12 protein-coding genes, 1 pseudogene and 2 CRISPR repeat arrays are annotated in these 13,681 nt (G+C 43.7%); of the genes and pseudogenes, 11 read left to right on the forward strand and 2 right to left on the reverse strand.

The genetic code is table 11. The features are described from left to right. Window positions 1–98: 98 nt before the first annotated feature. Both BM135_RS03700 and BM135_RS17880 read left to right on the forward strand, forming a co-directional pair. A pseudogene (locus BM135_RS03700) lies at window positions 99–449 on the forward strand (transposase); the annotation flags it as partial. 23 nt (window positions 450–472) lie between these two features. Beyond that, window positions 473–811, forward strand: coding sequence for a DUF2169 domain-containing protein (locus BM135_RS17880; RefSeq protein ID WP_422646148.1), 339 nt, complete (start codon window positions 473–475; stop codon window positions 809–811). An 8-nt stretch (window positions 812–819) separates the two neighbouring features. Next, window positions 820–1,701: direct repeats of the CRISPR family, unit length 29 nt; unit sequence CGGTTTATCCCCGTAGGTACGGGGAACAC. A gap of 334 nt (window positions 1,702–2,035) precedes the next feature. On the opposite strand, the gene BM135_RS17885 is transcribed toward BM135_RS17880, so the two are convergent. Then, the gene (locus tag BM135_RS17885) at window positions 2,036–2,242 is read right to left on the reverse strand and encodes a DUF7079 family protein (RefSeq protein WP_422646149.1); all 207 of its coding nucleotides are present in this window, start codon (window positions 2,240–2,242) and stop codon (window positions 2,036–2,038) included. Between the two features lie 326 nt (window positions 2,243–2,568). Between BM135_RS17885 and BM135_RS03710 the strand changes: the two genes are divergently transcribed. From BM135_RS03710 to cas2e, 9 genes are all read left to right on the forward strand, one after another. Next, window positions 2,569–2,961, forward strand: a complete 393-nt coding sequence (locus BM135_RS03710) for a bleomycin resistance protein (RefSeq protein WP_092517966.1) — start codon at window positions 2,569–2,571, stop codon at window positions 2,959–2,961. 55 nt (window positions 2,962–3,016) lie between these two features. Then, on the forward strand, window positions 3,017–5,764 hold the full coding sequence (locus BM135_RS03715; RefSeq protein WP_092517942.1) for a CRISPR-associated helicase/endonuclease Cas3: 2,748 nt from the start codon (window positions 3,017–3,019) through the stop codon (window positions 5,762–5,764). Beyond that, complete coding sequence (casA, locus tag BM135_RS03720; RefSeq protein WP_092517944.1) at window positions 5,764–7,377, forward strand: type I-E CRISPR-associated protein Cse1/CasA; 1,614 nt, start codon at window positions 5,764–5,766, stop codon at window positions 7,375–7,377. The genes BM135_RS03715 and casA overlap by 1 nt, the downstream gene beginning before the upstream one ends. Next, window positions 7,370–7,990 carry a type I-E CRISPR-associated protein Cse2/CasB gene (casB, locus tag BM135_RS03725; protein ID WP_092517946.1) on the forward strand — a complete coding sequence of 207 codons (621 nt, stop codon included), beginning with the start codon at window positions 7,370–7,372 and terminating at the stop codon, window positions 7,988–7,990. The genes casA and casB overlap by 8 nt, the downstream gene beginning before the upstream one ends. Before the next feature lie 92 nt (window positions 7,991–8,082). Beyond that, window positions 8,083–9,120, forward strand: coding sequence for a type I-E CRISPR-associated protein Cas7/Cse4/CasC (gene cas7e / locus BM135_RS03730; protein WP_092517948.1), 1,038 nt, complete (start codon window positions 8,083–8,085; stop codon window positions 9,118–9,120). An 11-nt stretch (window positions 9,121–9,131) separates the two neighbouring features. Further along, complete coding sequence (gene cas5e, locus BM135_RS03735; RefSeq protein ID WP_092517950.1) at window positions 9,132–9,893, forward strand: type I-E CRISPR-associated protein Cas5/CasD; 762 nt, start codon at window positions 9,132–9,134, stop codon at window positions 9,891–9,893. Then, entirely contained in the window at window positions 9,880–10,554 is a 675-nt protein-coding gene (gene cas6e / locus BM135_RS03740; RefSeq protein ID WP_092517952.1) for a type I-E CRISPR-associated protein Cas6/Cse3/CasE, read from the forward strand. The genes cas5e and cas6e overlap by 14 nt, the downstream gene beginning before the upstream one ends. Next, window positions 10,554–11,474, forward strand: a complete 921-nt coding sequence (gene cas1e / locus BM135_RS03745; RefSeq protein ID WP_092517954.1) for a type I-E CRISPR-associated endonuclease Cas1e — start codon at window positions 10,554–10,556, stop codon at window positions 11,472–11,474. Before cas6e ends, cas1e begins: the two co-directional genes overlap by 1 nt. 2 nt (window positions 11,475–11,476) lie before the next feature. Further along, window positions 11,477–11,770, forward strand: a complete 294-nt coding sequence (cas2e, locus tag BM135_RS03750) for a type I-E CRISPR-associated endoribonuclease Cas2e (RefSeq protein WP_092517956.1) — start codon at window positions 11,477–11,479, stop codon at window positions 11,768–11,770. Window positions 11,771–11,851: 81 nt separating this feature from the next. Further along, window positions 11,852–12,734: direct repeats of the CRISPR family, unit length 29 nt; unit sequence GTGTTCCCCGTACCTACGGGGATAAACCG. Between the two features lie 218 nt (window positions 12,735–12,952). Here cas2e and BM135_RS03755 read toward each other — a convergent pair. After that, window positions 12,953–13,681, reverse strand: a 729-nt coding sequence (locus BM135_RS03755; protein WP_092517958.1) for an IS30 family transposase, incomplete at its 5' end; no start/stop codon positions are given.

The raw sequence follows: 13,681 nt of genomic DNA on the forward strand, positions 1-13,681 counted from the left end.
TAATTAATATTTAAGAGATTTCTGACGGAATATCACCAAAAAGTTTCGATAAATCTCAATTTGAAAATCCTTAACCCGAATTCTGGATAAGAAATTGATTAGCAAAAGAATTAATCGGTTCCTTGTATGGCGACAAAGGTTATCTTAGTCAGGAAGTGGCAGACGATTTAGCGAAAAACGGTGTCACTTTCATCACGAAAAAGCGGAGTAATATGAAAGCGAGTGTGCTGGAATATTGGGATAAGATAATGTGATCAAGGCGTTTTATTATCGAAACGGTTAATGGGCAATTAAAAAATATCTGTCAAATAGAACATGCTCGTCATCGAAGTATGAAAGGATTTCTGTTGACTGTTTTAACGGGGTTAATGGCTTATTGTCATAAAAAGAAGAAACCATCACTGAAAGTTTTCTACTCAGAAGAAAAAGATATTCCAGTGACGGCTTAAACAGAATTGGGGTTAATTACAAAATGCTGGATACCAAAGACGAGGAATATCATGTTGTGGCAATGAAAATCGTCTACCAGCTCCAGCCTGTACTGGAATCCCCTTATAGTGAACTGACCGTGGAAGATATCTTTTCCGGCGAGATGAACCAGTCATCGGTTTTGCAGGAAAGTGATTTAGCGCCGCTGAAATTCAAATGTGATGTGATTACCAATGGTGTAGCTTATGCCCCGGGCGGGAAAGATTGTGAAAAAATGCCTGTTCGGTTACAGGTCACCACACATGACAGGCAAGCTCTGATCGATAAAACCCTGCATTTCTCTGTCTACGGGGAACACGGTTATCAATCACGCCTATGTTGAAGATCATCCGGTTTATCCCCGTAGGTACGGGGAACACTCAGATATCGTTTCTCGTTATCTGCCTGCGTACGGTTTATCCCCGTAGGTACGGGGAACACTTTGTCGCTTCCTTGGTTCTTTTGATATCTCGCGGTTTATCCCCGTAGGTACGGGGAACACAGTGACTGTTATCATTGTCGCCATAGCAGCACCGGTTTATCCTCGTAGGTACGGGGAACACTCAGGTTCAAAAAAATAGCCGCAACTGAGTTCCGGTTTATCCCCGTAGGTACGGGGAACACTTTTCATTCAAACCCCCTGCATATACTCTCTGCGGTTTATCCCCGTAGGTACGGGGAACACTCCTGATGTTTATGCTCATTCGTATCTGCATCCGGTTTATCCCCGTAGGTACGGGGAACACGAGTGAATAGTAATAGAAACTATCGGGAATCACGGTTTATCCCCGTAGGTACGGGGAACACTAAAGCAGATGCCAATGCCAATAGATTATCGCCGGTTTATCCCCGTAGGTACGGGGAACACGTTGTTATCGTTATTGGTTTTCAACTCAGGTTCGGTTTATCCCCGTAGGTACGGGGAACACATTAGGCTGTCTTTACCGATTATTGCTATAGTCGGTTTATCCCCGTAGGTACGGGGAACACGCTATTGAGCGAGTGCCAATTTTGACTTGCTTCGGTTTATCCCCGTAGGTACGGGGAACACACAATAACCCGCGATGGGTGAATAGCAAGTTGCGGTTTATCCCCGTAGGTACGGGGAACACGATGACGAGCATCAGGATATTGCCCTTTAATGCGTTTATCCCCGTAGGTACGGGGAACACTCAATCAGCTTTAACACCAGAATACTTTAACACCGTTTATCCCCGTAGGTACGGGGAACACTCTAATTTTATCCAATTGTTTTATAATCACTTTTTATAGCGGGAAAGTTCTACCATTTTTTTCGCTTATAAAGCAGTCAAATTAGTTCTTCTATTTTTCTGCTAATTTCACACATTCCATTAAACTCACACGTTAACAAATTACATACAGATACAATTCTTTCAATTGACAATATTTTCCAGAAAAAATTTTCTCAGATAACAACCATTCATATTTAAATTTTTTATGAAAAAAATAACGTATTACTTTGTTTTTAATTTTTCCCATTATTTTTTTAGATGCTTTATACTGCTTTCGACTACATACCAAAATATCTTTTCATAGCTCATTTCGGTCAAAAATAGTCCATCCAGAGGGAATAGGCGCGTGAGTATTCATATAAATAACATATCGGTGCTATCCACTCAAAAAAGACCATCTCGACATGCTCTAAAGGGAAACTCCGTGCAATAGAGGCAATGTATATATAATCAGTCTGATTATCTACAAAGCAATAAGATAAAGACTCACATAAATCAATATCTGCTAATTTCGTTGCCATTGAGTGAATTATTTATCAAGGTAAGGGCTATCAATTTCAACAAAAAAATAGAAACCAAAAAGATAAAGTATATATTTTAATCTATTTATTAATATAAATTTTTTATTTTTCTATAATAGATTTTTAATAAACTCAAATTAATATTTTTATAAATGTGATCTTTATTACAAAAATCAACAAAAGTGCTAATGAAAATAAAAAAATCATATAATTATTATATATCCGATTAAAATGAGATAATTCATTACTGTGACAGAACACATTTTCTCAAACAGGTAAAAATCTTGATCAACAACACCACAACAGCAACAACTTACTGGAATCGCATGGTGCCAGAACTCACTGTGACTAATTTCTCTGTTTCACTCGATTTCTATCAGCGAATATTGGGGTTCAAGATACTAATCCGGCGCGAAAATCTTGATTTTGTTTATTTAGGCTTAGGAGAAGCACAATTAATGCTGGAAGAATTTCATAACAGTGGCTGGAATACCGGAGAACTTAGCAAGCCTTTAGGTCGTGGAATCAATTTTCAAATTGAAGTGGATGATGTCGCCCCAATTCTGGAAAATATAAAAATTAACAAAATCGAGCTTTATCGTCCACTGAAAGACAACTATTACAACATAGGTGATACCCAAGCCTGCCAGAGAGAATTCCTTGTTCAAGATCCAGATGGTTATTTACTCCGGTTCAGTCAATATATCGAACACAAGTAAGATTAACAGTATTTTTTAATAAAATCCGATTGAAATTTTATTTTAAGGTAAAAACATGCCTGAGTTAATAAATAATTTTGCTTACCTCACTCAATATTGGGGAAAAGCCAAAAAAAATCCATATTCTGATGAAAATTACCATCTGCTCGCCTATCACTGTCTGGATGTTGCAGCTGTAGGCCAATTATTATTGGCTCCACATAAAAAAATCACCCAAGATCTCGCGAACTTTTTGGATCTATCACCAGAATCACTACAAAACCTGTTTTCATTCTTTCTGGTTCTGCATGATATCGGCAAATTTGCCTCCGCATTTCAGCAATTATATTCGCCAGAAGAGACCGTTCTGATAAAACCTAATCAGCTTAAACCCTACGATTCCAGAAATTTCAGGCATGATCAGCTAGGATTATTTTTCTGGAAGAAAATTCAGGACGATGTACTGTTTGCATTGGTGGGAAACGATAATCTGCAATCCAGAGAAAAAGACCGTGCTCAAGATACTTTGATGGTATTAATGCAGTGTATGCTCGGTCATCACGGTAAACCCATTGATGATGGTAGATGTAAAGCGATTGTTGATTTTATCGAACCCCAAAATATTGATGATGCAACAGCATTTACCCATGAGCTGCTTAAACTTTTTCAACCTTATCTGCCATTGGAAAAATTACTGTCAGAAGAGTGGCAGTACCGCCTGAAACAAGTGAGCTGGCAGCTTGCCGGTATTGTGGTACTGGCAGATTGGATAGGCTCTGACAGTTATCATTTCCGTTATCAGTCCAAAGCTCTTTCACTGGCAGAATATTGGCAGCTGACCCAAAAACAAGCCAAAGTTGCCCTGAATGACATTGATATCCATAACACCCCAGTAATATCTCCTTACACCTCTATCCAAGAATATTACCATTTCGCTCCCACCCCATTGCAGAAATGGGCAGAGGAAGTCCCGATTGATGATTCCCCACAACTTTTTATTCTGGAAGATGTAACTGGTGCGGGCAAAACAGAAGCTGCCCTCGCCCTGACCCATCGTTTGATGCAGACCGGTGCTGCGGACGGCTTCTATTTTGGCCTGCCGACAATGGCAACATCCAACGCCATGTTTGGCAGGATCGCCAAACACTACCTTAAAATGTTCGAGGAAAAAAACGGCAAACCGCCCAGCATTGTTCTCGCTCACGGCGCACGTGAGATGAATGATGATTTCCAAGATATCATCCTGACTTCTGAATACAACGACAGTGATTACACCAGAGACGATATCACCGCAACAGCGCAGTGTCATCAATGGCTGGCTGACTCTAACAAAAAGGCGCTACTGGCATCAGTTGGCGTAGGCACTATCGATCAGGCTTTGCTTGCAGTTTTGCCGAGAAAATACCAGTCTCTCCGGCTGATCGGGCTAAACCGCAAGGTATTGATCTTTGACGAAGTACATTCCGCAGATGAGTACATGTTTGCATTGCTGGAAAGTCTGCTGAGCCTGCATTTGCACCAAGGGGGTTCCGTCGTATTACTGACCGCCACTCTCTCTTTAAAACAGCGCCAACGGCTGGTGGATATCTGGTTATCCGCTGGAGGAATGCCTCCACAGAAATTGCAGGAAACGGCCTTTCCATTAGCAACTCAGGTCACATTGAATCCAGAAAACCCGCTGATTGAGACGCCCTTGCACAGTCGCGCGGATGTCAGCCGTACCGTCGCGGTGAAAACAGTGAACCATCTGGATGAGTGTGTACAAATCGCCCTGAACGCGGCTCAAAATGGGCAATGTGTGGTTTGGGTTCGCAATTCCGTGGACGATGCTCTGCAAGCCTTCCGGCTTATTCAGCCACAGATGGATCAGCCGGAAAAATGCCTGTTATTCCACAGCCACTTTATTTTGCATGACCGAAAAGCGATCGAAAATCGTGTACTGAGTATATTTGGCAAAAAAAGTACACAAGAGAAACGGCAAGGAACCATCCTGATTACAACGCAGGTTTTTCAGGAAAGCCTTGATGTTGATACCGATGTAATGATCTCTGATATCTGCCCAATCGATGATTTGATCCAGCGGGTTGGTCGCCTGCACCGCCATACCCGCGATACAGAGGGAAAATATCAGAAAGGCATTGCCGACAATCGCGCTGCTCCTGAGTTATATCTCCATACACCAGAATGGGATGATCAACCTAAAACTGATTGGCTGAGCAAAGATTTTCGCAATACCCAATATGTTTATCATTCAGGTGGACGTTTATGGCTTGGATTGCGCGAACTGCTGCGCTTAGGAGCCATTCGTATGCCAGCCGAGGCCCGAACCTTGATCGAAGCAGTTTACAGTGAAGGTGCGGATGAGCAAATTCCCGATGCACTCAGAGCCAAAGATAATGAAACAATAGCGGAAGGTCGTAGTAAAGACGCCATCGCACGATCGCAAGTCCTGCAATGGCAGAGCTATGAATACAGTAAACGCAGTGCTGGCGGCTGGTATGACGATGACAGAGATGTCAATACCCGACTTAGCGACATCGAAACGGTAAGCGTATTGCTGGTCAAACTGACCGCAAGCGGTGAGCTGATACTGTGGATAAATGATGAAAAATTCCCCGTTCAACTCAGTACCGTCAAACTCTCAAAAAACAAATTTGCCGATAAGTTGCAACCTGTACCAGAGTCTCTTTCCCAAGCAGTGGAACGATTACAGGAGAAATTCAAAACCGTCAAATACCTGCAAATCTGGCTGCCTGAGCTTGACCCCAATTTTACTTACGATCCCAACATGGGTTTTTATGAACCCCCTAAGCAGGAGGCATAATGAATCTCGTTAAAGACGCATGGCTGACTTTTAGAATGAGAAACGGCGGTGAGCAAAAGCTGCCGCTGGCGGCAATCTGCGATCCCGCCGTGATGGATTTTTCCCTGCCACGGGCAGATTTTCAGGGGGCGGCTTACCAACTGGCAATAGGCTTGCTGCAAACAGTTTTTGCTCCCGAAGATAAATACGAGTGGCATGACTTTTATGAGCAAGCCCCCACACAAGCCGATTTGCAGACCGCTTTTAATCGCGTGGAACATGCCTTCAATCTGACAGGGGATAGCCCGCTGTTTATGCAGGATTTTGATTCGTTAGCTGAAAGAAAATCCACCAACATTTCAGGATTATTAATTGAATCACCTGGTGAAAAAACATTAAAGGATAATACCGACCACTTTATCAAACGCGGTCAATGTGAAGTGATTTCCCCTGAAATGGCCGCCATTGCCCTATTCACATTACAGATTAACGCCCCCGCTGGCGGGGTTGGTCATCGTGTCGGGTTACGAGGCGGCGGCCCGTTAACAACGTTAATTCAGCCACAAGAATTGGGTGCTTCGCTATGGCAAAAACTTTGGCTTAATGTCATTAATCGAGAATATTGGTCTTACTCAGACCCTGATCTCAGTAGTTCAGATATTTTTCCGTGGCTGGGAAAAACCCATATCAGCCAAAAAGCAGGCACAGAAATCTACGCCCATAATGTTCATGAACTGCATATGTATTGGGCGATGCCACGGAGAATTTGTCTGGAAATAGACGATAAACCAGCTACTTGCCAATTAACGGGGCAAGCAACCAGTCAGTCGGTTTCTGGTTATCGCACTCAAAACTATGGCAACAATTACTCTGGCACATGGAAACACCCCTTAACGCCCTATCGATGGAATCCGAAAAAATCGAATGAAGAACATCTTTCCGTCAAAGGGCAACCCGGCGGTATTACCTACAAGATCTGGGATAGCCTGACTTTTTCCGATAACGAATATGGTCAAGATGCCGCCAAAGTTGTTGAACATTTTAACCAGCTCAGTAACTATTTTGCGAATGAACAGAGCGCGACCCCACGGTTATGGGTTTTTGGCTACGATATGGACAATATGAAAGCCCGTGGTTGGTATTCCACCACCTTACCTCTGTTTTCCATGCCAATGGACAAAAAAGATGCCATTTTCCGGCGGGTCAAAACATTACAAAACCTTTCTGCTTATGCATTAACTCAGTGTCGTACCCAAATCAAAAGCGCATGGTTCAATCGTCCAAATGATGTCAAAGGCGATATGTCGTTTATTGAGGTGGCTTTCTATCAACGTACCCAAGTCACCTTCTTTAAGGCGGTACAGCAAATTGTCGGTAGCCAGCACAAGGCTTCTTCTTTATCCACTAAAGAAGCCACAATCTGGCTCCATCAACTCAAAAACACCTGCTTTGATCTCTTTGATGAGTTCGTGTTGTCAGAAGAGACCGATCCCAAGCATCTGCCTAAAAAAATCGCGGCACGGCAAATTCTGACCAAATGGCTGATGGTCTCCAAAGATATCAAATCATTTATGACAGAACACAAGATAGAAACCAAATCATCTAAGAAACAGAAGGAAGTCATCAATGAATAATCTGAGCGAAAGTCGCTTAATGCGCTGGTGGGAGAGCATGTTTTTATCCCCTTCGGAGTTGAAAGAAAAAAAAATTACTCCTGCACCAACGCTTTATAAAGCCGAATTAAAGCGTTGTCAGGATATTGACGCGGTGACGTTGGCCGAAGGTTTTCGGGCACTATGGTTCAATTTGCCCAAAGACATTACCGGCATTACCAAAGAAAACGTTACCGAAGAAAATATTACTGAAGAAAGCGCGGCTGAAACAGAGATTACTGAAGAGACCAAACAGAAAAACATGATCCTATGGGCAATGATTGCCATGACACTGGTGTATGTAAAAATCAACACCACCATCAATCTGGCAACCGCCGCAGGCACTAAAACTGAAAATGATAAACCGATTGTCAGCACACATCGCTTCGCCCAATTGCAGGCCGCCAAAACCCCCGAAGAATTTATCATTCGTTTGCGGCGTATTTTGCAACAACTAAAAGGTCAGGTTTCCGTGCTATCCCTCGCCAGAGATATTGAACAGTGGATGAAGGAACAGCACCAACCAAGACCACGTAGAGCCAATAAACGCCTCAGCGTGCAGTGGGCGATGGATTACTACAAGGCCGCTAGATAATCATAATCCGTATAGCGTTTTATCTTAAATCGCTTTTTAACTCGAATAGTTTTTATTAACTCGAATAGCTTTTTGTCTATAAGGAATTCCAAATGAGTCAATTTATTCAGCTACACCTGTTAACCTCCTACCCGCCAGCTAACTTGAACCGTGATGATCTGGGACGTCCTAAGACCGCTAAAATGGGCGGGTTTGAGAGGTTAAGGATCAGCTCCCAGAGTTTGAAGCGCCACTGGCGAACCTCTGATCTGTTTCAGGAAGCTCTTGCTGACCATCTTGGTTTTCGCACTAAACGTTTTGGCTTTCAGGTTTACCAACGCTTGCTTAATAGGGGAGTAAAAGAAAAGCAAGCCACAGACTGGGCTGTCTTTATCGCAGAAGTCTTCGGCAAAAATAAAAAAGATGAACCGCTGGAAATTGAACAACTGGCACATATCAGCCCGGCTGAAAAAGAGGCGACCTTTGCGCTGACAGACAAACTTATTGCAGAAAATCGCGCACCCAAAAAAGAAGAGTTGCAGCTACTGAGTACAGCAAAAACGGCCGTGGATATTGCGCTATTTGGTCGTATGCTGGCTTCCAGCCCGGCCTACAGCGTCGAAGCAGCCTGTCAGGTTGCTCATGCTATCAGTGTCCACAGTGTTACCTTGGAAGATGATTATTTTACCGCCGTGGACGATCTCAATGATGGCAAAATTGATTCAGGCTCTGCTCATATTGGCGAAACCGGCTTTGCGGCTGCCCTGTTCTACAGCTATATCTGCATCAACAAATCTTTATTAATGGAAACGCTGGCAGGCAATGAAGCACTGGCAAATAAAGCCATTGCCGCCCTGACAGAAGCCGCCGTCAAAATTGCCCCATCAGGTAAACAAAACAGCTTCGGCTCCCGCGCTTACGCCAGTTATGTGATGGCAGAAAAAGGCGAATATCAGCCCCGTTCTCTGTCTGTTGCGTTTTTAAAACCCATTGACGGCGAAGATCAGGCAACCAATGCCATCACCGCATTGGAAAAACAGGTGAAAAACTTCGATAACGTTTATGGTGCTTGCGCTGATACACGCTATAGCATCAATGCCGTCACAGGCAAAGGTAGCTTTGTTGAGTTGGTTCAGTTCGTGACTGAGTAAAAGGGGCCAATATGAAGACTTACTTGGTCTTTCGCTTATATGGCGCGCTAGCCAGTTGGGGAGTAGAGGCGGTAGGAGAAAGTCGTCCAACAAGCATTCATCCCACCCGTTCAGCTATCTTGGGGCTATTGGGCGCAGCGCTGGGTATCCGGCGTGATGACGAAACACAGCTTGCCGCGTTGCAGCAGAGTGTCAAAGTTGCCATCAAACAGAGCGTTACTGGCTCATTGATGCGGGATTACCATACTTCTCAGGTTCCCTATCAAGAGAAAAAACGAACTCATCTGACGCGCAAAAGTGAGTTAAGTGATAAATCTAAATTAAACACGATACTGTCTTCGCGGGATTACTGGGCTGATAGCTTGTGGATTATCGCCATTTCATTGACAGAGCAGGCCAGTTTCACACTTTCTGCCTTGCACGACGCGCTGGTAAAACCGATCTTTACGCTGAGCCTTGGACGAAAATCCTGCCCTTTGGCACTTCCGATGATGCCGCAACTGGTAGAATATCCGTCATTAAAAACAGCCCTTGATACGCCTTTTCCACCCTTAACCCAATCAGAGAAAGCTGATCGCTATCTGTTAAGCCATTATGACTATGATGTAGTGAGCTACTTCTGGGAGGGAGATAAAGACGAGATCGATATTCCAGATACCACAGTATTGACCAGTCGACTCTGGAATGAACCATTATCACGCCGCCGCTGGCAGTTTACGCAATACACAATGCACCAGCTATCGATAACGGAGGGAACACATGTATCTGTCTAAAGTCACTTTGCGACCTTCTGTTTATCATATACAAGCACCATCACGACAGACGAAAAACGATGTCTATTCTTCCCACCAGCTCTTGTGGCAACTGTTTACAGAACATCAAGAACGCAATTTCCTTTTCAGGGAAGAGAGGAATTTAAATGGCAGACCTGAATTTTTTGTGTTGTCCACCACCACGCCGATTGTCAATTCCCCACGGTTTCAGATCCAGACCAAGCCTTTTGCCCCTCAATTACATAACGGGCAAAAGCTGGCATTCAAACTCCGCATGAATCCTACTGTCTGCGTGACGGATAAAGATTCACGCAAACAACAACGCCATGATGTTCTGATGCATGCCAAGCGTCAGGCACAGGATTCTGGTATCAGTGCTGACGAGATTGAACCATTGATGATACAAGCCGCCCAAACTTGGATACAAGATGAGAAACGGCTGGCTAATTGGGGTATCTGCTTCGATTTCATCCCAGATATTGAACGCTACACCCAACATCGCAGTTTCAAAGCCTCGGGGCAGAAAGTGGCATTTTCCAGTGTAGATTATCAGGGCGTGCTTACCCTATCAGATAGTGAGCTTTTTCTTGAGCAATACCGCAAAGGATTTGGCCGGGCAAAATCCTTTGGTTGTGGGTTAATGCTGATAAGGGCATTGTAATGGCATTTATTCCATTAAAACCCATTCCCATCAAAGACAGGAATTCGATGATCTTTATCGGTATGGGGCGTATTGATGTCAAAGATAATGCGTTCGTTGTGATTGATGAAGTCAACGGTGAACGTATGCATATTCCCGTCGGCTCCATCGCCTGCATTATGCTGGAGCCGGGCACTCGCATCAGCCATGCCGCAGTGAAACTGGCCTCAACAACTGGGACATTGCTCATTTGGGTAGGAGAAGCGGGTGTCAGGCTCTATTCCGTAGGGCAGCCGGGAGGTGCTCGTTCAGACAGATTGCTTTATCAGGCCAAACTGGCGCTGGATGAGGATTTGAGACTAAAAGTTGTCCGCAAAATGTTTGAATTTCGTTTTGGGGAACCTGCTCCCCAAAAACGCAATATTGAGCAACTTAGGGGAATAGAGGGCGCTCGTGTCAGGAAAATCTATCAAATATTGGCAAAACAATATGGGATAAAGTGGCATGGACGCAACTACGATCATACGGATTGGGACAAAGGGGATCTAATCAATCGCTGCATCAGTGCCGCAACCTCCTGTCTATATGGCGTAACGGAAGCCGCGATTCTGGCGGCTGGTTATGCGCCAGCCATTGGTTTTCTGCATACAGGCAAACCCTTGTCATTTGTTTATGATATTGCGGATATCCTGAAGTTTGATACCGTCGTTCCCATCGCTTTTAAAGTTGCGGCCACCAATAGCATTGCACCTGACAGACAAGTCAGAATTGCCTGCCGCGAAAAATTCAGAACAGAAAAAATTCTAAAACGCCTTATTCCCTTAATTGAAGAAGTCCTTGCTGCTGGTGAAATTTCTCCCCCTCCCCCACCTACTGATGCACAGCCTCCCGCCATTCCTGAACCAATATCCATCGGCGATATTGGGCACAGGAGCCAATAAATATGAGTATGACCGTTGTTGTAACAGAAGCCGTTCCCCCTCGGTTACGGGGACGTTTAGCCATTTGGTTATTGGAGATACGGGCAGGCGTTTATGTCGGCGATATTTCCCATAAAATCAGAGAAATGATTTGGGAACAAATCACAGAGCTTACCGAAGATGGAAATGCCGTTATGGCATGGCAAACCAATACCGAATCTGGATTTGATTTTCAGACCTTTGGTGAAAACAGAAGGGAACCGATAGATTTTGATGGCCTACGTTTAGTGAAGTTTAAACCACTTTCTGAAGGTTAGTTTGGAGGAGTTAAAAAGCGATTAAAAATGGTAGAATTTTTTCCAACAATAAAGTTATTTTAAAACAGATAGATAAAATTAGTGTTCCCCGTACCTACGGGGATAAACCTTCAAAAACCCTTCTGAACTGCCACCGGAGACCGTGTTCCCCGTACCTACGGGGATAAACCGTCATCAACCCACATTCACTGACCAGCGCATTAGTGTTCCCCGTACCTACGGGGATAAACCGCTCTCGTGCCTTGTCTCATGGCTTCACACAACGTGTTCCCCGTACCTACGGGGATAAACCGTACTCATGTTGATTTCCTCAATTTTGTATCACGTGTTCCCCGTACCTACGGGGATAAACCGACAGTGGAGACAGCATAATGCGTGATATGCGGGTGTTCCCCGTACCTACGGGGATAAACCGTTAGAGATGAGTGTCCTGATGATTTTGCCGCCGTGTTCCCCGTACCTACGGGGATAAACCGGCTAATGTTTACGCATCAGCTATTCTGAATGAGTGTTCCCCGTACCTACGGGGATAAACCGCCTTATGGAAGACGCCAGCCGATATTAAGGCTGTGTTCCCCGTACCTACGGGGATAAACCGCCGTGGCTGACACTGGATTGGGTACTCAAGCCGTGTTCCCCGTACCTACGGGGATAAACCGCACTCACCGCATGGCATGAATACGCCTGTGCAGTGTTCCCCGTACCTACGGGGATAAACCGCACCAAATGGACTTATGCCCAGTTATGGGCGGGTGTTCCCCGTACCTACGGGGATAAACCGCTGGATATTGATGGCAAACGCCAAGTTGTCACGTGTTCCCCGTACCTACGGGGATAAACCGCGACAATTCTCAGCACATTTTTTCCATGCTAAGTGTTCCCCGTACCTACGGGGATAAACCGATCAGTTATGGGCGTTTAGTTATATATCCGATGTGTTCCCCGTACCTACGGGGATAAATAATGTAGTGAGAATATCTGGAAGGTGGAAAACACATATACCCATCTTCAATGACGATAGGTATATGTTTGCAAATATGTGCCTATTTCTCCTTGCTGAATAATATGCTATATGAATGGAAACCAATATTATCTAACTTTTAATAAGGATGGAGAAAAAATATGGCAGTCAGTATTTAATAAAAAATCACAACATAAATTAATTATGCTTGGATTCACATATTAAGCGCAACACCGTAATGAACGAAGTAAATGAGTGGGTATTCCTTTAAATAACTCATTCGGTGTTTTGTAATCTCGTGTCTTACGAGGACGATTATTTAATCGGTTTGCCACAAGGTGAATCTCCAGCTCTGATACCTTATTAAAATCCGTTCCTTTTGGGAAGTAATCTCTGATTAATCCATTCGTGTTCTCATTTATCCCTCTTTCCCAGGGAGAATACGGGTGAGCAAAATAAATTTTTGTCTCTAAATTTTTACTGATCAGTTCGTGTTCGGCAAATTCGAGGCCGTTATCAAAGGTAATTGTTTTAATTTTATGTTTTATCAGTGATAAATGTCTTGTGGCCGCTTTTGCGACCCCTTCTGCTGTTTTATCTTCCAGTTTAATTATGATAGTAAATAACGATTTTCGTTCAACTAATGTCAATAATGCACTTTTATGATCTTTACCAACAATAGTATCGCCTTCCCAATCACCAATACGCTGCTTTTTATCAACAAGTTTGGGGCGCTTATCAATACTGACTCTGTTTTTAATTTTTCCTCTGCGCTCATAATTTCCATAGCGTTTACGATACGGTTTTTTCGCAATCCTAAGATGTTGCCATAAATCACCCCCATTAAGTTTATCTTTATAAATCAATCGATAAACTGTTTCATGATGCAAAGATATTATATTTTCCCTTTTGAGATAACCGACTGTTTGTTCAGGACTTAAATCTTGCCA

The organism is Xenorhabdus japonica (assembly GCF_900115195.1).
GTDB classification, from domain to species: Bacteria; Pseudomonadota; Gammaproteobacteria; order Enterobacterales; family Enterobacteriaceae; genus Xenorhabdus; species Xenorhabdus japonica.